Genomic DNA, 19,616 nt, shown 5'->3' with positions numbered 1-19,616 from the left:
CGCTGCAAGCGGGCTTCTTTGCTTAGGATCAGCCGCTTACCAGGCCGGGATGATGGCGCCCTTGAAGCGCTCGTCCAGGAACTTGGCGACTTCCGTCGACTGGTAGGCTTCCACGAAGGTCTTGATCTCCGGGCGTGTGTCGCCCTGACGGGCGGCGACGAAGTTGGCATAAGGGTTGCCCTCGCGCTTTTCCGTCGCGATGGTGTCCCGGCGGATGTCGAGGCCGGCGTTGAGCGCGTGGTCGGTGTTGATCACCGCCGCATCGAGATCGGGCAGGGCGCGGGGCAGTTGCGCCGCGTCGAGTTCGGAGAACTTGATGCCCTTCGGGTTTTCGGCGATGTCGAGGAGGCTCGGCGACAGGCCTTTGCCTTCCTTGATCTTGATCAGGCCCTGCTCGGCGAGCAGGTTGAGAGCGCGGCCGCCGTTGCTCGGATCGTTCGGGATGCCGATCTTGGCGCCCTTGGGCAGATCGGCGACGGCCTTCACCTTGCTGGAATAGAGGCCGATCGGCTGCACGAAGGTGAGGCCGACGGGCACGATCTTGTAACCGCGGGCGGCGATCTGCGCGTCGAGATAGGGCTTGTGCTGGAAGGCGTTGGCGTCGAGGTCCTTGCGCTCCAGCGCCTCGTTGACGAGGGCATAGTCGGAGAAGGGCACGAGCTCGACGTTCAGGCCCTTGGTGGCCGCGACCTTCTTGACGACCTGCGCCACCTCTTCCTCGGCCCCCGACATGACGCCGACCTTGATGCTATTCTGCTGGGCGGCGGCCGGCAGGGACGCGGCGATGACCCCGAGGACGAACGAGGCGGACAGCAGGGTGCGGCGGGTGAAAACGGACATGGGAGGTCTCTTTCAGACAAAGTTCGTCGCGGCTTCAACACGAAGCCGGACAGGTTGTTCGAGCGATGCGGTTTAAGATTTCAGGCCGTGATGCGACGACAGCTTTCAGCCAGGAGGGGCTGAGAGGCAGGCCAGCATGTCATCATGGGTGAAAGGCGCGTCATAACCATCAATCCTCGTGAACCACGAGGCGGGATTTGCCCGTGGCGCTTTAGCCCTTGATCACGCGGGGCAAGCTGCTCGTCTCAAATCGCCGCGGTCCCGAGGCGGTGGTGGCCGCCCCGGAGACAAGGATGCTTTTAAAGGCTCTGGTCTTTAAGTCAACCGTTTCGTTCTGTAAAAAGAACAAGTCTGCCATGCTCAGTGAGCACGGGCGATGCAGAAGTCGACAGCATCGAGCAGCGCCTGCTTCATGGGGCTCGACGGGAAGAGGGCCAGCGCGTCGCGGGCCATGGCGCCGTAATGGCGGGCGCGCTCGACGGTGTCCTCGAGCGCCCGGTGGCGGCGCATGATGGCGATGGCCTGTTCGAGGTCGGCGTCGTCGATATTGCCCTGCTCCAGCACCCGCTTCCAGAAGGCGCGCTCCTCGTCCGTTCCACGGCGGAAGGAGAGGACCACGGGAAGGGTGATCTTGCCCTCGCGGAAATCGTCGCCGACGTTCTTGCCGAGCGTTGCGGCCTTGCCGCCGTAATCGAGGGCATCGTCCACGAGCTGGAACGCGATGCCGAGATTCATACCGTAAGAGCGGCAGGCGGCCTGCTCTGCCTTGGGGCGTCCGGCGATGACGGGACCGACCTCGCAGGCGGCGGCAAAGAGTTCCGCCGTTTTGCCGCGGATCACGGCGAGGTACTCGTCCTCGGTCGTTTCGGTGTTCTTGGCAGCGGCAAGCTGCATCACTTCGCCCTCGGCGATCACGGTCGCAGCGGCGGACAGGATGTCGAGCGCCCGCAGCGATCCTACCTCCACCATCATGCGGAAGGCTTGGCCGAGGAGGAAATCGCCGACGAGCACGCTCGCCTCGTTGCCCCATTTGATTCGGGCCGCGATCTTGCCGCGGCGCATGTCGCTCTCGTCCACCACGTCATCGTGGAGGAGGGTGGCGGTATGCATGAACTCGACGGAGGCCGCGAGCTTCACATGCCCGTCGCCCTGGTAGCCGGAAAGACCGGCTGTCGCGAGCGTCAGCATGGGGCGCAGGCGCTTGCCGCCCGAGGAGATCAGGTGGTTCGCCACCTCCGGGATCATGGTGACCTCGGAGCCCGTGCGCGACAGGATCATCGCATTGACCCGCTCCATATCGGAGGCCACAAGGGACACGAGCTTCTCGATGCTCGCATTCTTCTCGGGATGCTTGTCTTCGAACGGAACGACGACGCCCACTGTCACGACCCGGGTTGCCGGCCGGAAAAGCCGGTAGGAATATGAACTGGCATGGCACTTTCCATGCTGCAATGCAAACGCTTACCGCAGGGGAAAGGGTCTCACGCCGATGGTCGAAATCGTCCGAAGCAGCGATCTCGTTCTGGTCGGCTTCCTACAATCCTTATTGGAAAACGCCAATATCCCGGTTCTGGTGGCTGACAGGCACATGAGCGCCTTGGAGGGCATGATCGGCGTCTTTCCGCGCCGGATCCTGGTGCCTGACGATCACGTGGCGCAGGCCCGCCGCCTCATTGCCGATGCCGGTCTCGGAGCCGAGCTGCGGCATGACTGACATCACGCAGGATTTGCTCCTCGGCGGGCGCGTGCACCTGGCTCAACCCGCCAAGGGCCACCGGGCCGGCACCGATGCGGTTCTGCTCGCCGCCTCCGCGCCCGTAAAGACCGGCGACGTGGTGGTGGATGTGGGGGCCGCCACCGGGGCGGTCGGGCTGATGGCGGCCGCCCGGGAGAAGGATGCGCGCTTCGTCTTCGTGGAGCGCGATCCCGACCTCGCGGACCTCTGCCGCCGGAACTGCCGGGATAATGAGGTTCGGAGCGGGGTCGTCGTCGCAGACGTGCTGGACAGGAGCTCGCGTCAGGCCGCCGGCCTCATGCCTGACAGCGCAGACCTCGTCCTGACCAATCCGCCGTTTCTGGAGGAAGGGCAGGTCCGCATCTCGCCCGACCGGGGAAGGGCGGCGGCCCATGCCCTGCCGGCCGGCGCTCTGGAGGCTTGGCTCAAGGCCTGCACGGGACTGCTCAAGCCCAAGGGGCGGCTGGTGCTGATCCACCGGGCTGACCGGCTGGCCGAGTGCCTGGAAATCTCAGGCAGATGGCTCGGAGGGATGGAGCTTCGCCTCGTTCACCCCACCAGTGACAAGCCGGCGATCCGCTTCCTGCTCTCCGGGATCAAGGGCAGTCGGGCTCCTCTGGCCGTTCTGCCACCCGTGATTCTGAACGGTCCCGATGGGCGCTTCACCTCTGAAGCCGAGGCGCTGCACCGGGGCGAGGCCAATCTCCTATAAGAAAGGGCGCCTTTCGGCGCCCTTTCGTGAGTTACCAGCGGTAGCCAGGTCTGCGTACTGTGCGGCAGACCTCCACCGGACGGCGCACCCAGCCGTAATTTGTCCAGACCCTCCGCCGCTCGACCCAGCAGCGCCGGACCGTGCGAACCGGGCGATACGCCGGGTAGGGACGTCCATAGTAGGGGCGGCCATATTGGACGCGGACAACCGGACGGGGGCGGCCGTAGTAGCGCTCGACCACGGGACGATAGCCATATCCATAGCCCGGATAATAGGGCTGGGCCTCGACCGGTTGCGCCGAGAGGGCACCGAAGCCAAGGGTCGCAAAGCCAAGAAGGCCGAACAACAGCTTACGCATCTTCTCTCCTCGACAGCCCCAGGTGCCGGTTGATGGGAGTCATGGCGGGGCTGTGCCTTATGCCTGATCTTGTAAAGAGTCCTAGCTGAACGGAGACCAACGAGTTCCCTAACGGTATGTTCATCTTGGGAAGCCGGGCCGTGCACCCTACATAGAGGTCATGGCTCAAACATCCATCTCCTCCATGCTCCCCGCACGTCTGCAATTCCTCCTTCCGGCCAAATACCGCGCCTATCCCCATCCCGTCGTGCCGGTGGTGCGCCTGTCTGGCCCCATCGGGGCCGTGATGCCCCTGCGGTCGGGGCTCGCCATGTCGAGCGTGGCGCCCCTGCTGGAGCGGGCCTTCTCCGTGCCGGGCGCGAAGGCGGTGGCTCTCGTGATCAACTCGCCCGGCGGTTCGGCGGCGCAATCCCACCTGATCTTCAAGCGCATCCGGGCCTTCGCCGACGAGAAGAAGCTTCCCGTGATCGCTTTCGTGGAGGATGCGGCGGCCTCCGGCGGCTACATGATCGCCTGCGCGGCGGACGAGATCTATGCCGATCCGGCTTCCATCGTAGGATCCATAGGGGTGGTCTCCGCGAGCTTCGGCTTCCACGAGCTGATCGAGCGCATCGGCGTCGAACGACGGGTGCATACGGCCGGCAAGAGCAAGGCCATGCTCGACCCGTTCCGGCCTGAGAACCCGGACGATGTGGTGCGCCTCAAAGGCCTCCAGCGCCGGATCCACGACATCTTCGCCGATCTCGTCCGGGAGCGCCGGGGCGAAAAGCTCAACGATTCCTATGACGATCTCTTCTCCGGCGCCTTCTGGGTCGGGGCTGAGGCCCTGGATCTCGGCCTTGTGGACGGTTTGGGCGACATCCGCACCATCATGCGCCACCGCTTCGGCGACAAGGTGCAGTTCCGCATGATCGAGCCCGCCCGCCGGCCGCTGCTGGGGCGTCTGCTCGGCCGCCGCCCGATCGGCGAAAGCAGCCTCATCGATCCGGGCAAGATCGTCGGTGCCCTGGAGGAGAGGGCCGCCTGGGCGCGGCTGGGGCTCTAAAGGGCTTGGTGTCATCCCCGGCGAGCGTAGCGAGGGAAGGGGATCCATAGCTCCGAACGTGACATTGGATTCCCTTCCCCTCCGCTGCGCTCCGTCCGGCCGGGAATGACAAGGGGTGTGCCCCAGTGCTTGACTTGAGCCGCCCGTCATCCCAAGGGTTCGCCTGAAATTTTTGGATAAAACCGGACGCCGACATGACGAGCGAACCCGCGCATATGAACCCTGCGCGCTCTTTCCAGGGCCTGATCCTCACCCTCCAGCGCTACTGGGCCGAGCAGGGCTGCGTGATCCTCCAGCCCTACGACATGGAGGTGGGTGCCGGAACGTTCCATCCCGCCACGACCCTGCGGGCGCTCGGCCCCAAATCCTGGCGCGCGGCCTATGTGCAGCCCTCCCGCCGCCCGAAGGACGGGCGCTACGGCGAGAACCCGAACCGGCTCCAGCACTATTACCAGTTCCAGGTCATCCTGAAGCCGAACCCGCCCAACCTGCAGGAGCTCTATCTCGGCTCGCTCAAGGCCATCGGCATCGACACGGCCCTGCATGACATCCGCTTCGTCGAGGACGATTGGGAGAGCCCGACGCTTGGCGCCTGGGGTCTGGGCTGGGAATGCTGGTGCGACGGCATGGAGGTGTCGCAGTTCACCTACTTCCAGCAGGTTGCGGGCTTCGAGTGCTCGCCGGTTGCGGGCGAGCTCACCTATGGCCTTGAGCGTCTCGCCATGTACCTGCAGGGCGTGGAGTCGATCTACGACCTCAACTTCAACGGGCTCGAGGGTGTCGAGAAAGTCACCTACGGCGATGTCTTCCTGCAGGCCGAGCAGGAATATTCGCGCCACAACTTCGAGCATGCCGACACCGAGATGCTGTTCCGGCATTTCCGTGACGCGGAAGCTGCCTGCCGCAAATATCTGGAGGCCGGCGAGCCGAAGCCGGGCACCAACGACAACCGGCATCTCATGGCGCTGCCCGCCTACGACCAGTGCATCAAGGCCAGCCACATGTTCAACCTGCTCGACGCCCGAGGGGTGATCTCCGTCACCGAGCGCCAGAGCTACATCCTGCGCGTCCGCGAGCTGGCGAAAGCCTGCGGCGCCGCATGGCTGAAGACCGAGGGCGGAGGCGTGGCGGCCTGACCGCTGCACCCTCCCGTTCCCCGCCCTCTCAGATAAAAAGTTCTCACATGCCCGATCTCCTCCTTGAACTCTTTTCCGAAGAAATCCCGGCCCGCATGCAGCGCCGTGCGGCGGAGGATCTGAAGAAGCTTGTGACCGATGCGCTCGTGGAGCGCGGCTTCCTCTACGAGGGCGCGAGGGCCTTCGCGACGCCGCGGCGGCTGGCGCTGCATGTGGCGGGCCTGCCCGTGAAGGGGCAGGACGTGCGCGAGGAGCGAAAAGGCCCGCGCGTCGGCTCGCCTGAGGCTGCCATCCAGGGCTTTCTGAAAGGCGCGGGGCTCGCCTCCATCGAGCAGGCGAAGATCGAGAGCGATCCGAAGAAGGGTGAGTTCTACGTCGCCGTGATCGAAAAGCCCGGCCGCTCGACGCCGGACGTGCTGGCGGAGATTTTGCCGACCATCATCAAGAGCTTCCCCTGGCCGAAATCCATGCGATGGGGCGCGGCCTCCCGCGAGTCCGGCTCATTGCGCTGGGTGCGTCCGCTCCATTCCATCGTCTGCACCTTCGGCCCCGAGACCGAGGACCCGGAGGTGGTGCGCTTCGATGTGGACGGGATCGGCTCGGGCGACGTCACGAAGGGCCACCGCTTCCTCGCGCCGGACGAAGTCCGCGTGAAGCGTTTTGATGATTACGCGCCGACCCTGGAACGCGCCAAGGTCGTGATCGACACCGACCGGCGCAAGGACATGATCCTTCACGACGCCAAGGATCTGGCCTTCGCGCAGGGGCTCGAACTCGTCGAGGACGAGGGCCTGCTCGAAGAGGTCGCCGGCCTCGTGGAATGGCCGGTGGTGCTCATGGGTTCGTTCGATGAGGCGTTCCTCGACATTCCCCCGGAGGTGATCCGCACCACCATCCGGGCAAACCAGAAATGCTTCGTGCTGCGCGATTCCGCGACCGGCAAGCTCGCCAACAAGTTTCTTCTCACCTCCAACCTCATCGCATCCGATGGCGGCAAGACGATTGTCGGCGGCAACGAGCGCGTGGTGCGCGCGCGTCTCTCCGACGCCAACTTCTTCTGGAAGACGGACCAGCAGGTGAAGCTGGAAGACCGGCTGGAGAAACTGAAATCAATCGTGTTCCACGAGAAGCTCGGCACGCAATACGAGCGGGTGGAGCGTATCGCGGCGCTCAGCAAAGAACTGGCTCCCATCGTCGGCGCCGATCCTGAACTAGCGGAGCGCGCTGCGCGCCTCGCCAAGGCCGATCTCGTGACCGAGATGGTGGGCGAATTCCCCGAGCTGCAGGGCCTCATGGGCCGCTACTACGCGACCCTGCAGGGTGAGCACGCGTCCGTGGCCGCCGCCATCGAGGAGCACTACAAGCCGCTCGGCCCCTCCGACCGCGTGCCGACCGATCCAGTCTCGGTCGCCGTGGCGCTTGCCGACAAGATCGACACACTCGTCGGCTTCTGGGCCATCGACGAGAAGCCGACGGGATCGAAGGATCCTTACGCGCTAAGACGTGCGGCGTTAGGTGTGATCAGGCTGGCGCTGGAGAACAATCTCAAGCTGCCGCTGATCTCGCTGCTCGCAAAGCCCTTCGCCCGCGATGCGAAGGACGTTCTCTTCGAGGAGTTCATGCAGGCCAAGAAGCTCGTCGAAGCCATCGATGACAGTGCCATCGCCGGCCTCGTCAATCATCCGACGCTTCCGGATCTCGAATCCATTTTCCGACAGCGTCAGCTGGGGAATTCTGAAAGCCTCGCACGCATCATGTATGTGCGTGCGCTCGACCTCCTCTCCTTCTTCGCCGACCGCCTGAAGGTCTATCTCCGCGATCAAGGCGCGCGTCACGATCTGATCGACGCCGTGTTCTCGCTGGAAGGGCAGGACGACCTGCTCATGATCGTCCGCCGCGTGGAGGCGCTTGGCCGCTTCCTAGACACGGAGGACGGCAAGAACCTGCTCGCCGGCTATCGCCGCGCGGCCAACATTCTGCGCATCGAGGAGAAGAAGGACGGGCGGGCCTATAACGAGGCGCCCGATCTTCAGATCGTCAACGACCAGGGGCAGATCGAGGAGAAGGCGCTGGCCGTGGTTCTCGACGGCGCCAAGCGCGAGGCCGCTGCTGCCGTCGAGGCTGAGGATTTCGAGGGGGCCATGCGCGCCCTGTCCCGCCTGCGGCAGCCTGTGGATGCGTTCTTCGACAAGGTGACGGTGAATGCGGAAGACCCGGCGCTTCGGGCGAACCGCCTGCGGCTCCTCAACAGCATCCGCGAGGCGACCCGCACGGTGGCGGATTTCTCCCGGATCGAGGGGTAACCAAGGCCCAGCCAACAGCGAGGGTTGCACCACGCGCATGGGGCAGCCCTCACAGGTTAATTCAGGTTAAGGTGTTGCCTGAGGGGCACAGCCAAGGCGGCCCTCAGGCCCTAGGTAGGCGGCAACCGATTCAATTCAGAAGACCGACCATGATTCGACGCCTCCTGATCGCCGCTCTCCTGAGCGCGCCCTTGGCTGCCTGCCAAACCGCCCAGCAGCCCGTTGCCACGGTGGACGACGACAACTGGTATGTGGGCTCGATTCCGGATCAGCCGCACAACATCCCGCTGGTCGACCGCCGCAAGATGGACCCGAAATACGCCCGCCAGACGGTGGAGTACAAGGGTCCCGAAAAGCCCGGCTCCATCGTGGTCGATATCGACGAGCGCATGCTCTACCTCGTCCAGCCCGAAGGCAAGGCGATCCGCTACGGCGTCGGCGTCGGCAAGCAGGGCTTCTCCTGGAAGGGCATCGCCTCGGTCGGCCGCAAGGGCGTGTGGCCGAACTGGTCGCCCACCAAGACCATGGTCGGCATCAAGCCGGACCTGCCGCGATACGTCGAGGCCGGCCTCGACAATCCGCTCGGCGCCCGCGCCCTCTATCTGCATCAGAATGGCGCCGATACCCTGTTCCGCATCCACGGCACCAACGAGCCCTGGTCCATCGGCGAGCAGGTCTCGTCGGGCTGCGTGCGCATGCTCAACGAGGACGTGGCCGACCTCTACGAGCGCGTCCCCGTGGGCACCACGGTCTATGTGAAGCGCAACGGGCGGTATCGGGTCTGAGCCCGAGTTGATGAGAGATTACGAAAGGCCGGGCATGTCCCGGCCTTTTTCCATGTGTGAGACCGTCAGACAATGAAGAAGTCGGAAGCCTTGACATTCAGCCCCTTCTCGAGCTGAGCGAACTTGATCTGAGCCGCCTTGCCGGTGCCGTCCGCATCGTAATAGAGCGAGCCCGTGGTCTTGGTGTAGATGATGCGGTCCTCTTTGTCCTGGGCACGAGAGCCTGTGATGAACGCATCTCCGTTGAGCTTGGCGGGCTTGGTCAGGGAGCCGACCTTGCCGAGGCCTTTGAAGATGCTGTTCTCGAGCCAGATGCTGTCGTCGACGACCCTGAAATCCAGGATCTGATCGACATTGCCTGTTTTGCTGAGCTTGGTCGAGAAGAGGAATACGTCCCGGCCCAGGCCGCCGGTGAGGGCGTCGTTTCCCGCCCCTCCGTCCAGCCGATTCGCGCTCTCGTTTCCGAAGATCTGGTTGGAAAAGGAATTGCCGGTCAGACCGACACGGCCGGAACTGGGAAAGGCCCGCAGGATTTCGACCGAAGTTCCTTCCGCAAGCCGGTAGGTCACTGTCGAAACGACGGTGTCGAGACCCTCTCCGCCGTTTTCCCTGACCGCATCGCCTTGGTTGTCCACGTAGTAGAGATCATCTCCCCCCATGCCTTCGAGCCAGTCGACGCCCCGCCCGCCATCGAGAATGTCGCTCCATTGACTGCCCGGCAGCTTGTCATTGCCGTCAGCGCCCTTGAGGACCAGCGTTGCTCTGTTGGAATCGAGCCGGTCGGCGAAGCGCATCAAGGCAGCGGGAGTCAGGTCTAAGATGGAGGGGATCGGCACCCCACCATAAGTCGTCGTATACGAACCAAGATCGATGGAAAGGGTGGCCAGCTGGGCCTTGGTTCCTCCCATTGGCGTCACGGACAGGGTTGCCGATGTGATCGTTCCGCCCACGGCTGCATCGCCATGTGAAAAAGAATAATCCTTTCCACTCGTCTCTATGCTGTAGGATCTCGTCTCGTCGACAACGCCATTGCTGATGATGCGGTAATTGGAATTGCCGCTGGTTGGGGTGTAACCGGCTGAACTCCATCGCGTCCCGAGCAAACCGGGAAAGAACAGCGAGAGATCGACACCTGCAGGATTGGTCACGGTAAGGGTGAATACGGCCACGGTGGCCTCCCCATAGAGACAAAGTTTTCACACCTGATCAAGGCCGAGTGTGCTCCAAGCTTGCGGAGTTCACGAGGCCTGCAGGGAGCTATTTGGAAATCCTCATCCGGATATTTGTGGTTACATGCGGCCGACCGGATTGTTCAGGGCCGATCCTGCAATGGTGCCGGTAAGCCCTGCCGGCTCTCATCTTATGATATGGTCGGACAGCCGCAGCGCCGGTAATGCCAAAGGCGGCACTTCGTCCACCCTTGATTGACGAGGGAACCTTGGCTGTTCAGCTTGCGTTTGGGCTCCACATGTTTCAAGCCAACACCTGCGCTATAGCAGGGTGTTTCTTAAGCCAAGGGATCGAGTGATGACGCAGTGGGTCTACACTTTCGGGGATGGCAAGGCTGAGGGTCAGGCGGGGATGAAGAACCTGCTGGGCGGCAAGGGCGCCAATCTGGCCGAAATGTCCAATCTGGGCCTGCCGGTGCCGCCGGGCTTCACCATCACGACGGAAGTCTGCACCTATTACTACGACCATGACCGCTCCTATCCGCAGGAGTTGAAAGATCAGGTCGAGAAGGCTCTGGACTATGTCGGCCGGCTCACCGGCCGCACCTTCGGCGATGCCGAGAACCCGCTTCTGGTCTCTGTCCGTTCCGGCGCCCGGGCCTCCATGCCGGGCATGATGGACACGGTGCTGAACCTCGGCCTCAACGACGTGACCGTCGAGGCGCTGGCCAAGGGCGCCGGCGACGAGCGCTTCGCCTACGACTCGTATCGTCGCTTCATCACCATGTATTCCAACGTGGTGCTGGGCCTGGAGCACCACCATTTCGAGGAGATCCTCGACGAGTACAAGGACCGCAAGGGCTACTCGCTCGACACCGACATGACCGCCCAGGACTGGAAGGCCATTCTCCCGCGCTACAAGGCGCTGGTCGAGAAGGAGCTGGGAAAGCCCTTCCCGCAGGAGCCGCAGGAGCAGCTCTGGGGCGCCATCGGGGCCGTGTTCGGCTCCTGGATGAACAACCGCGCCATCAAGTACCGCGAGTTGCACGCCATCCCGGCAAGCTGGGGCACGGCGGTGAACGTGCAGGCTATGGTGTTCGGCAACATGGGCGAGACCTCGGCCACCGGCGTGGCCTTCACCCGCAATCCCTCCACGGGCGAGAGCGAGCTCTATGGCGAGTTCCTCATCAACGCCCAGGGCGAGGACGTGGTGGCGGGCATCCGCACGCCGCAGGATATCACCGAAAAGGCGCGCATTGCCTCGGGCTCCGACAAGCCCTCCATGGAGCGGGCGATGCCGGATGCCTACAAGGAGCTGTGCCGCATCTACGGCATCCTCGAGAAGCACTACCGTGACATGCAGGACATGGAATTCACGGTGGAGACCGGCAAGCTCTGGATGCTCCAGACCCGTAACGGCAAGCGCACGGCGAAAGCGGCACTGCGCATCGCCGTGGAGCTGGCGAGCGAGGGCCTCATCACGCAGGAAGAGGCGGTCACCCGCGTGGAGCCGGCAGCCCTCGACCAGCTGCTGCATCCTACCATTGATCCCAAGGCCGAGCGCAAGATCCTGGCCACCGGTCTGCCGGCCTCGCCGGGCGCGGCCTCGGGCGAGATCGTGTTCAACTCGGATGACGCGGAAGCGGCCAAGAAGGCCGGCCACAAGGTCATCCTCGTGCGTGTCGAGACCTCGCCGGAGGACATCCACGGCATGCATGCGGCGGAAGGCATTCTCACCACCCGCGGCGGCATGACCTCGCACGCGGCGGTGGTCGCCCGCGGCATGGGCAAGCCCTGCGTGTCGGGTGCCGGCTCGATCCGCGTGGATTACGCCGCACAGACGCTGACGGTCGCCGGCCAGACCCTGAAGAAGGGCGATGTGCTGACCATCGACGGCTCCAACGGCCAGGTGCTGCTGGGCCAGGTGAAGATGCTGGAGCCGGAGCTGTCGGGCGAGTTCGCGACCCTCATGGGCTGGGCCGACAAGGTGCGCCGCATGAAGGTGCGGGCCAATGCGGAGACACCCCTCGACGCCAAGACCGCGCGCTCGTTTGGCGCGGAGGGCATCGGCCTGTGCCGCACGGAGCACATGTTCTTCGAGGGCGACCGCATCGTGGCGGTGCGCGAGATGATCCTCTCCGACGACGAGGCGGGACGCCGCGCGGCGCTCTCCAAGCTGCTGCCGATGCAGCGCAAGGACTTTGCCGAGCTGTTTTCGATCATGAGCGGCTTGCCTGTCACGATCCGCCTGCTCGATCCGCCGCTGCACGAGTTCCTGCCGCATTCGGAAGAGGAGATGCAGGAGGTGGCGAAGGCCATGAATGCATCCGTCGACAAGCTCAGGCACCGCGCCCGCGAGCTGCATGAGTTCAACCCGATGCTCGGCTTCCGCGGATGCCGCCTGGCGGTGGCCTACCCCGAGATCGCCGAGATGCAGGCTCGCGCCATCTTCGAGGCGGCGGTGGAGGCAGGCCGCACGACCGGTCAGCCCGTCGTGCCCGAGATCATGGTCCCGCTCGTGATGACGAAGCCGGAGCTCGATCTGGTGAAGGACCGCATCGTCGCCATGGCGGAAGCCGTGAAGGCGGAAAGTGGCGTCGCCATCGAGTATCAGGTGGGCACCATGATCGAGCTGCCCCGCGCGGCCCTGCGCGCCGGCGAGATTGCGGAATCGGCGGAGTTCTTCTCCTTCGGCACCAACGATCTGACGCAGACCACGCTCGGCATCTCGCGCGACGACGCTGCCTCGTTCCTCGGGCCCTACACCCAGAAGGGCCTGCTGCCCGCCGACCCGTTCGTGACCATCGACCAGGAAGGCGTGGGCGAACTGGTAAAGCTCGCCGTGGAGCGCGGCAAGCAGACGAGACAGACCATCAAGCTTGGAATCTGCGGTGAGCATGGTGGCGATCCGGCGTCGATCCACTTCTGCGAGACGACGGGGCTCGATTACGTATCCTGCTCGCCCTACCGCGTGCCGATCGCGCGTCTGGCCGCCGCGCAGGCGGCGCTCGGGGCCAAAGCCGCGAGCCAGGCGTGAAACCAATGGCTCTGTCGCGCGGGCGCTTGCTTTACATCGTCGCGGTGCTGGTCTCCGGCATCGTGATCGGCCTCATCACGGCACGGCAGCCGCATCTGCAGGAACTGGCCGTGCCGCCGGCCGCCTGGCCGTTCGCCGTGTCGCTGGCGCTCGACCTGATCATCGGCCAGATGGCCGCGCAGGGCAGGGCGGAGCCGCTCACCATGGGCGACCGCTTCGTGGCCGTGCTCGGTGCGGGCCTGATCGTCACCGCAATGGTCGCTATGGCACAATAAAGAAATACGGGGGGGAAGAATGGCGCTTCACAAGGGCTCATGCCATTGCGGCAAGGTCGCGTACGAGGTCGAGACGGATCTTGCGCAGGTGATCGAGTGCAACTGCTCCATCTGCCGGCGCAAGGGCTATCTGTTGACCTTCGTGCCGCGCAGCGCACTGAACGTGATCCGTGGCGAGGAGGATCTCGCCACCTACACCTTCAACACCCACACGATCCAGCACCGCTTCTGCTCCACCTGCGGTACGTCGACCTTCGGCGAAGGCAAGCAGCCGACCGGCGAGGCGACGGCCGCGATCAACGTGCGCTGCCTGGAGAATGTGGAACTGTCGGACATCAAGCCGATCCCGTTCAACGGGCGGGATGCGAGGGGTTAGCTCACGCTGTCATCCCGGATCGCCTGCGGCGTCCGGAATGACAGGTCAGGCGATTAGTCGTTAAGCCACCGCTTCCTGCGAGCGCCGCAGTCCGACATACTGGAATTCCGCATACATCAGCACCACCAGCGCCTGGCCGACCACAAAGGCATAGCCCGCGCTTGTCGGCGCAACCCACCCGCTTGCGAGGAGCAGGATGCTGTCGGCGACCCAGAGCGCGTTGCCCAGCACCACCGCCCAGGCGATGGGCTTGCTGATCGTCTCACGTATGCCGAGCCAGCCGATGAAGCCCGCATAGGGCAGGAGAGCCAAGCCTGCGATGCGCAGCAGCATCTCCGGCAGGCCGAGCACGCCGCTCAACGGTCCGGCGCCGATCAGCATCAGCAGGCCGAAGGCGGCGCTGGTGGTGGCATCGGCCACGAGAGCCTGGCGAAGAAGCGGGGAGGAGTGGATGTTCATCATGGCTGTCTCCTGTGGTTCGTCGGCTGAACGTCTCAACCGTGATTGCAGGATTGCGGAAGCCGGGAACGCGGTCGATTACCTCGGAGGTCATGGAAGATCCGCCAGTGCCGGGTTATGGTCCGCTCATGACAACCGCGAGCACCCAATCCGTGAACAGCATCCTCCCTGTTGGCGATTATCTTCGTGAATGGCGCCAGCGCCGGCGCATGAGCCAGATGGATCTCGCGCTCGAAGCCGAGATCTCCACGCGGCATCTGAGCTTCCTCGAGACGGGGCGCTCGCAGCCGAGCCGCGAGATGGTGCTGCTGCTGGCGGAGAAACTCGACATGCCCTTGCGGGAGCGCAATATCATGCTGGTCTCGGCAGGCTTCGCACCCGTTTACTCTCAGCGTTCGCTCGATGATCCGGCGCTGGCGAGCATGCGTCAGGCTGTCGATCTCGTCCTGAGAGGGCACGATCCTTATCCGGCGCTCGCCGTCGACCGGCACTGGTCGCTCATTTCGGCCAACGATGCGCTTGTCTCGCTCATCGGCGATGTGGATCCGGTCCTCATGAGGCCACTGGTGAACGTGCTGCGCCTGAGCGTCCATCCGGCGGGGCTCGCGCGCCGCATCGTGAACTTCACCGAGTGGCGCAATCATCTGGTCCATCGTCTGCACCGGCAGGTGGACGCGACCGGCGATGCAACGCTCGCCGCCCTGATCGAGGAACTGCGCGCCTATCCTACGCCCGATGCGGCGGCACGTGCGCCCAGGGCGGCGCATGACTATGCCGGCATTGTCGTGCCCCTGCAGCTCGCCACGGAGGAGGGCGTGCTGACCCTCTTCAGCACCACCACGATCTTCGGCACGCCGGTGGACGTGACCCTGTCGGAACTCGCCATCGAAGCTTTTTTCCCGGCCGATCCGGAAACCACGAATGCCTTGCGGCGCCTAGCCGAGAGGCGGCAGCCTGCCGCAGGTGCCGCGCAGTAGGACTCTTGCTCCCTTAACCACCCATCAACCTTAACCCGCGATAACTTTAACCACCGGAGCTCTCCTGCTGGATGCTCCGGATGTTCAAGAGTTTTTGCAGGGTGTTGCGCGTGCGTCTTCCGTATCGTCGATCTCGGGTGAAATGGATCTGCGCCACCACGGCTCCCTGGGCGCTGGCGACCGGTCTGCTGATCTCGTTCACGGCATCGGCCAGCAACGACCTCCATTCCGGCGTGAGCTTTGCCCCGCGCAGCACGACCGCCCGCCTCGTCGATACCGCCCTCGTGCCGCCGACCGGCGCCTCCATCGCCGGGGGCAGGCTCGGGGTCGAGCGCGATATCCTCCGCACTCTACCGCGCTACGATCTGCCGGACGACATGGCCGATTCCGAGCCCCTCAAGGCGGAGCGCAAGGCCGATGCAGGTCCCGATGCAGTCATCGACCGCTCCCTGAAGAGCAACCCGTTGATTCCTCCGCACGCGACGCTCTCCAGGCGGGCCAAGCAGCTGCGCCCGGTTCTCAATCAGGTCGGCAGCGCCCGTCTGCTCTACAGCCGGGACGAGAATCTCCTGCCGCCCACCGTCCTCATGGAAGGGCAGCTCGAAGAGTTCGACATGGAACAGGCGTTCGAGCCCTGGCAGGCGCCGGAATACACCACGACCCGGCAGGCCACCTCGGTGCAGTCGCCGGCTGCCGCAGCGGCAGGCTCGACCGGCGCCTCGGCAAGCCCGACCACCCCGATGGTGAAGCGCGCCGTCACCTTGTCGTCGGCAACGCCGGCGCCGGTGGATTCGACACCGATCGAGATCGCCGCCGCCCCCGTGTCCCTTCAATCGCCGCGTCTCGACCGGGGCGAAATGACCATCCTGCCGAAGAGCGATGACCCCGACCGCCCGCGCTATGCCGACCTGATCGATCCCGACAACACGAGCAAGGAGCAGCGCTGCCTGGCCGAGGCCGTGTATTTCGAGGCCCGCAGCGAGCCCGTCGAAGGACAAGCCGCCGTCGCTCAGGTGGTGCTGAATCGGGTGAAGAGCGGGCTTTATCCCTCATCCATCTGCGGTGTGGTCTACCAGAACCGCCACCGCCATCTTGCCTGCCAGTTCACCTTCGCCTGCGAAGGCAAATCCCTGCGCATCCGCGATTCCGAATCCTGGGAGCGCGCCAAGCAGGTTGCGAGCGCCGTGCTCGAAGGCAAGACCTACCTGGCCGATGTGGGCGGCGCCACCCATTACCATGCGGACTACGTCCGTCCCTCCTGGTCGCGCCGCCTGAAGAAGATGGACGTGATCGGCCGGCACATCTTCTACAAGCTCAAGCCCGGTCAGACCTGATAAAATTCCTCGTCCGTGCGTTTCGGCACTGGGAGAAACGTCAGAGAGAGGTAAAAGCTTGAGGAGCAAGCATCGGACCCAAAAGGGGACTTGCACTTTTGGGACCCATCTGATGCCTCTGCTTTAAGCTGCGCATCGTGCGGAAGAAACGGATCCGGTTCTCGCTGGCTCGACCCGCTGGGTCCGCACGATGCGCTCGCGGTCTCAAGACGGAGGAACGATGGCGACGATCCGAAATGCTGTGCCGGGCGCCGGTTATGGGAATGTGTTTGTTGATTCCCTGATCTGGGGCGGAAAAGCTTGGGACACGACCTCCGAGCCGATCAAGGTCTATTTCGGCCAGAGCGGCGACTTCAATGCAGCCAGCGCTCGACATGGCGCAAGCGAGATCCTGACAAGTGGGTTTCAGGCAGAAAACTGGACCCTCGCGGAAAAGGACGTCTTCGATTACGCCGCCGCTGTTTTCGGGAGCGTCTGCGGCCTCAGGTTCGAACTCGTCGATTCAGTGGGCAAGGCGGATATCGTCTGGTGGAAGACCGCCCTTGGCTTTGACGCCCTTGGAGTCCACGAACTTCCGAATAGCAACCAGGTGTGGGGATACTTCGATCCTTCCACCCCGTCTTGGAGCAACATGCATTTCGGGGGCGACGGCCTCAACACCGTGCTGCATGAGCTCGGGCATGGCTTAGGGTTGGCGCACCCCCACGATGGCGGAGCTGACGATGGAACGACTTTTCCGGGGGTTACCCATGCGTCCTCAACCGGAAGCTACGGCCTGAACCAGGGCATCTGGACGGTCATGTCCTACAACACCGGCTGGGATAAGGCCGGCTATGACGTGAGCCATGGCAATCAGGCAGGGCTCGGGGCTTTCGACATCGCGGCCCTTCAGGCCCTCTACGGAAAGAACATGGCGACCGGTGCAGGCAGGAACGTCTACACCCTGCCGACATGGAACCTGTTCTCCGATGAGCAGGGGTGGTTCTGCATCTGGGATGCGGGCGGGACGGACACGATCACGGCCGCGAATGCATTGGCTGGCGTGCAGATCGATCTGCGGGCCGCCACCTTGAGGGCAGGGGATCGCAACGCAGGTGGGTTCATCTCTCGCGAGTCCGGTGTTGCCGGCGGCTATACGATCGCGAACGGCGTGGTGATCGAGAACGCCATGGGTGGACGCTTCAATGACAAGCTCTACGGCAATGCCGCAGCCAACACGCTGAAGGGCAATGGCGGCAAGGACAGCCTGCAGGGAAATTATGGAAACGACATCCTCATGGGCGGGACTGGAAGCGACAGCTTAAGCGGCGGTTCCGGAAGCGATGCGTTCGTATTCAATACCAAACCCAGCAAGACCAACAATCTGGATCGGATTTCCGACTTCAAGGTCCGGTACGACGCCATCCATCTGGAGAATTCCATCTTCAAGAAGATCGGCAAGCCCGGGGTGCTGAGCAGCAAGTATTTTGAAGTCGGCAGCAAGGCCGGTGACGGGAACGACTACCTTGTCTACAACAGGTCCAAGGGCATTCTTTACTACGACGCCGACGGCTCCGGCAAAGGTAAAGCTGTCGAGATCGCCAGCCTGTCGAAGAACCTAAAGATGACGGCTGCCGACATCATCGTCATCTGAAGCCGGGCTGATGGCTAGGGGCCTATATCCATCACAAAGCATCATACCAAAGGCGACAAACTTTCAATTCTGCTGATGGGGGACTTGAGGTAGGGTGCCGTCCCTGTTTCGCGACTTAAGGCCATGGCCATGCCTGCATCGACCGTCCGCTCCCGCGTTTCCCCGGAAATCATTGTCGTCTGTGGCTGCCTCATCGCCCTGATCACCTTCGGGCCTCGGGCCTCATCGGGGCTGTTCCAGCTGCCGATGATCACGGAATACGGCTGGGGCCGGGATACCTTCGGCTTCGCCATCGCGATTCAGAACCTTCTCTGGGGCGTCGGGCAGCCCTTCGCCGGCGCTGTGGCGGACCGGTTCGGGGCGCTTCGCGTGCTCTGCGTCGGCGCTTTGCTTTATGCGCTCGGCCTCGTCGTGATGGCTTATGCGACCACCCCCGGCGTCCTGCATCTCGGCGCCGGCGTGCTCATCGGCTTCGGCCTCTCGGGCTGCTCGTTCAACCTCGTGCTTGGCGCATTCGGCAAGATCCTGCCGGAGAAGTGGCGCCCCATGGCCTTCGGGGCGGGGACCGCAGCGGGCTCCTTCGGCCAATTCCTGTTCCCACCTATCGGCAACGTGCTGATCGACTCCTTCGGCTGGCATCAGGCACTTCTGGTTTTCGCCGCCAGCGTCCTCCTTGTGATGCCACTGGCGCTGGCCCTCGCGACCCGGCCGACGGGCGACTCCGCGCAGGCCGGGGCGGCGGCTGTCCCGAACCAGTCGATCAAGCAGGCGCTGACCGAGGCCTTCCAGCACCGCTCCTATGTGCTGCTGGTGCTCGGCTTCTTCACCTGCGGTTTCCAGCTTGCCTTCATCACCGTGCACCTTCCGGCCTACCTGAAGGATGCCGGCCTCTCGGCGGCCGTCGGCGGCTGGACGCTGGCCGTGATCGGTCTCGCCAATGCCGTTGGTTCCCTGGGCTCGGGCTGGCTCTCCACCCGCATGTCGAAGCGCTGGCTGCTGGCCTGGATCTATCTCGGCCGCTCGGTGGCCATCGCGGCCTTCATCCTGGTTCCGGCCTCGCCCGTGACGTCGATCCTGTTCGGCATCTCCATCGGGCTGCTCTGGCTCTCCACCGTGCCGCCCACGTCCTCACTCGTGATGCTGATGTTCGGCACCCGCTACATGGCCATGCTCTACGGCTTCGCGTTCTTCTCGCACCAGGTCGGCGGCTTCCTCGGCGTGTGGCTCGGTGGTCTGCTCTACGAGATCAACGGCAATTACAGCATGGTCTGGTGGCTCTCCGTCCTGCTCGGCCTCGCCTCGGCCCTGATCAACCTGCCGATCAAGGAGCAGCCGGTCGACCGTGCGCCGGCGTTGCAGCCTGCGGAGTAGAGTCGCCTCCCTGCGAAGGGATGAGTCTACAACGCTTGCCCTGATCCTCCGCCGCGCCACAAATGGGCCAG

The 19,616-nt window shown here is 64.1% G+C and carries 18 protein-coding genes; 13 read left to right on the top strand and 5 right to left on the bottom strand.

Annotated elements, in window-relative coordinates; translation table 11 throughout:
* Window positions 1–36 precede the first annotated feature (36 nt).
* Entirely contained in the window at window positions 37–840 is an 804-nt protein-coding gene (locus FHR70_RS09520; RefSeq protein WP_183449460.1) for a MetQ/NlpA family ABC transporter substrate-binding protein, read from the bottom strand.
* A gap of 360 nt (window positions 841–1,200) precedes the next feature.
* Window positions 1,201–2,220, bottom strand: a complete 1,020-nt coding sequence (locus tag FHR70_RS09515; RefSeq protein WP_183450206.1) for a polyprenyl synthetase family protein — start codon at window positions 2,218–2,220, stop codon at window positions 1,201–1,203.
* Between the two features lie 109 nt (window positions 2,221–2,329).
* Here FHR70_RS09515 and FHR70_RS09510 point away from each other — a divergent pair, with 109 nt between their 5' ends.
* On the top strand, window positions 2,330–2,554 hold the full coding sequence (locus tag FHR70_RS09510) for a putative signal transducing protein (protein ID WP_183449458.1): 225 nt from the start codon (window positions 2,330–2,332) through the stop codon (window positions 2,552–2,554).
* On the top strand, window positions 2,547–3,287 hold the full coding sequence (locus FHR70_RS09505; protein ID WP_183449456.1) for a tRNA1(Val) (adenine(37)-N6)-methyltransferase: 741 nt from the start codon (window positions 2,547–2,549) through the stop codon (window positions 3,285–3,287). The genes FHR70_RS09510 and FHR70_RS09505 overlap by 8 nt, the downstream gene beginning before the upstream one ends.
* Window positions 3,288–3,318: 31 nt before the next feature.
* On the opposite strand, the gene FHR70_RS09500 is transcribed toward FHR70_RS09505, so the two are convergent.
* On the bottom strand, window positions 3,319–3,645 hold the full coding sequence (locus FHR70_RS09500; protein WP_183449454.1) for a hypothetical protein: 327 nt from the start codon (window positions 3,643–3,645) through the stop codon (window positions 3,319–3,321).
* A gap of 175 nt (window positions 3,646–3,820) precedes the next feature.
* Between FHR70_RS09500 and FHR70_RS09495 the strand changes: the two genes are divergently transcribed.
* The 4 genes from FHR70_RS09495 to FHR70_RS09480 all read left to right on the top strand — a co-directional run bounded on the left by FHR70_RS09495 (window position 3,821) and on the right by FHR70_RS09480 (window position 8,914).
* Window positions 3,821–4,690: a S49 family peptidase gene (locus FHR70_RS09495; RefSeq protein ID WP_425487859.1), complete on the top strand. Its 870-nt coding sequence runs from the start codon at window positions 3,821–3,823 to the stop codon at window positions 4,688–4,690.
* 194 nt (window positions 4,691–4,884) lie between these two features.
* Window positions 4,885–5,826 (top strand): glycine--tRNA ligase subunit alpha, encoded by a 942-nt coding sequence (locus FHR70_RS09490; RefSeq protein ID WP_183449452.1) that lies wholly within the window; start codon window positions 4,885–4,887, stop codon window positions 5,824–5,826.
* Between the two features lie 47 nt (window positions 5,827–5,873).
* Window positions 5,874–8,129 (top strand): glycine--tRNA ligase subunit beta, encoded by a 2,256-nt coding sequence (gene glyS, locus FHR70_RS09485; protein ID WP_183449450.1) that lies wholly within the window; start codon window positions 5,874–5,876, stop codon window positions 8,127–8,129.
* A gap of 149 nt (window positions 8,130–8,278) precedes the next feature.
* Window positions 8,279–8,914 (top strand): L,D-transpeptidase, encoded by a 636-nt coding sequence (locus FHR70_RS09480; RefSeq protein WP_183449448.1) that lies wholly within the window; start codon window positions 8,279–8,281, stop codon window positions 8,912–8,914.
* A 65-nt stretch (window positions 8,915–8,979) separates the two neighbouring features.
* On the opposite strand, the gene FHR70_RS24495 is transcribed toward FHR70_RS09480, so the two are convergent.
* Window positions 8,980–10,083 carry a calcium-binding protein gene (locus FHR70_RS24495; protein ID WP_183449446.1) on the bottom strand — a complete coding sequence of 368 codons (1,104 nt, stop codon included), beginning with the start codon at window positions 10,081–10,083 and terminating at the stop codon, window positions 8,980–8,982.
* Window positions 10,084–10,441: 358 nt separating this feature from the next.
* Here FHR70_RS24495 and ppdK point away from each other — a divergent pair, with 358 nt between their 5' ends.
* The 3 genes from ppdK to FHR70_RS09460 are packed head-to-tail and all read left to right on the top strand — an operon-like array spanning window position 10,442 to window position 13,771.
* Entirely contained in the window at window positions 10,442–13,120 is a 2,679-nt protein-coding gene (ppdK, locus tag FHR70_RS09470) for a pyruvate, phosphate dikinase (protein WP_183449444.1), read from the top strand.
* Window positions 13,117–13,395 (top strand): hypothetical protein, encoded by a 279-nt coding sequence (locus tag FHR70_RS09465; protein ID WP_183449442.1) that lies wholly within the window; start codon window positions 13,117–13,119, stop codon window positions 13,393–13,395. Before ppdK ends, FHR70_RS09465 begins: the two co-directional genes overlap by 4 nt.
* A gap of 19 nt (window positions 13,396–13,414) precedes the next feature.
* Complete coding sequence (locus FHR70_RS09460; protein ID WP_183449440.1) at window positions 13,415–13,771, top strand: GFA family protein; 357 nt, start codon at window positions 13,415–13,417, stop codon at window positions 13,769–13,771.
* Window positions 13,772–13,831: 60 nt separating this feature from the next.
* Here the strand turns inward: FHR70_RS09460 and FHR70_RS09455 are convergent, their stop codons facing one another.
* A complete protein-coding gene (locus tag FHR70_RS09455) occupies window positions 13,832–14,233 on the bottom strand; it encodes a hypothetical protein (RefSeq protein WP_183449439.1) in 402 nt (133 codons plus the stop codon).
* A 125-nt stretch (window positions 14,234–14,358) separates the two neighbouring features.
* Here FHR70_RS09455 and FHR70_RS09450 point away from each other — a divergent pair, with 125 nt between their 5' ends.
* The 4 genes from FHR70_RS09450 (at window position 14,359) to FHR70_RS09435 (ending at window position 19,545) form a co-directional block, all read left to right on the top strand.
* Window positions 14,359–15,207, top strand: a complete 849-nt coding sequence (locus tag FHR70_RS09450) for a helix-turn-helix domain-containing protein (protein WP_246408051.1) — start codon at window positions 14,359–14,361, stop codon at window positions 15,205–15,207.
* An 80-nt stretch (window positions 15,208–15,287) separates the two neighbouring features.
* Entirely contained in the window at window positions 15,288–16,541 is a 1,254-nt protein-coding gene (locus tag FHR70_RS09445; RefSeq protein ID WP_183449437.1) for a cell wall hydrolase, read from the top strand.
* Between the two features lie 220 nt (window positions 16,542–16,761).
* Entirely contained in the window at window positions 16,762–18,174 is a 1,413-nt protein-coding gene (locus tag FHR70_RS09440; RefSeq protein ID WP_183449436.1) for a M10 family metallopeptidase, read from the top strand.
* 129 nt (window positions 18,175–18,303) lie between these two features.
* Window positions 18,304–19,545: an MFS transporter gene (locus FHR70_RS09435; protein WP_183449435.1), complete on the top strand. Its 1,242-nt coding sequence runs from the start codon at window positions 18,304–18,306 to the stop codon at window positions 19,543–19,545.
* Window positions 19,546–19,616 lie beyond the last annotated feature (71 nt).

This window comes from Microvirga lupini (assembly GCF_014191055.1).
Classification (GTDB): Bacteria; Pseudomonadota; Alphaproteobacteria; order Rhizobiales; family Beijerinckiaceae; genus Microvirga; species Microvirga lupini_A.
This window is presented reverse-complemented; position numbering and strand designations above follow the sequence as displayed.

Bases quoted from the DNA above. Each gene is read 5' to 3' on its own strand.
- FHR70_RS09520 (WP_183449460.1), bottom strand. From the start codon at position 840: ATGTCCGTTTTCACCCGCCGCACCCTGCTGTCCGCCTCGTTCGTCCTC.
- FHR70_RS09510 (WP_183449458.1), top strand. From the start codon at position 2,330: ATGGTCGAAATCGTCCGAAGCAGCGATCTCGTTCTGGTCGGCTTCCTA.
- FHR70_RS09505 (WP_183449456.1), top strand. From the start codon at position 2,547: ATGACTGACATCACGCAGGATTTGCTCCTCGGCGGGCGCGTGCACCTG.
- FHR70_RS09500 (WP_183449454.1), bottom strand. From the start codon at position 3,645: ATGCGTAAGCTGTTGTTCGGCCTTCTTGGCTTTGCGACCCTTGGCTTC.
- FHR70_RS09490 (WP_183449452.1), top strand. From the start codon at position 4,885: ATGACGAGCGAACCCGCGCATATGAACCCTGCGCGCTCTTTCCAGGGC.
- glyS (WP_183449450.1), top strand. From the start codon at position 5,874: ATGCCCGATCTCCTCCTTGAACTCTTTTCCGAAGAAATCCCGGCCCGC.
- FHR70_RS09480 (WP_183449448.1), top strand. From the start codon at position 8,279: ATGATTCGACGCCTCCTGATCGCCGCTCTCCTGAGCGCGCCCTTGGCT.
- ppdK (WP_183449444.1), top strand. From the start codon at position 10,442: ATGACGCAGTGGGTCTACACTTTCGGGGATGGCAAGGCTGAGGGTCAG.
- FHR70_RS09460 (WP_183449440.1), top strand. From the start codon at position 13,415: ATGGCGCTTCACAAGGGCTCATGCCATTGCGGCAAGGTCGCGTACGAG.
- FHR70_RS09455 (WP_183449439.1), bottom strand. From the start codon at position 14,233: ATGATGAACATCCACTCCTCCCCGCTTCTTCGCCAGGCTCTCGTGGCC.
- FHR70_RS09450 (WP_246408051.1), top strand. From the start codon at position 14,359: ATGACAACCGCGAGCACCCAATCCGTGAACAGCATCCTCCCTGTTGGC.
- FHR70_RS09445 (WP_183449437.1), top strand. From the start codon at position 15,288: ATGTTCAAGAGTTTTTGCAGGGTGTTGCGCGTGCGTCTTCCGTATCGT.
- FHR70_RS09440 (WP_183449436.1), top strand. From the start codon at position 16,762: ATGGCGACGATCCGAAATGCTGTGCCGGGCGCCGGTTATGGGAATGTG.
- FHR70_RS09435 (WP_183449435.1), top strand. From the start codon at position 18,304: ATGCCTGCATCGACCGTCCGCTCCCGCGTTTCCCCGGAAATCATTGTC.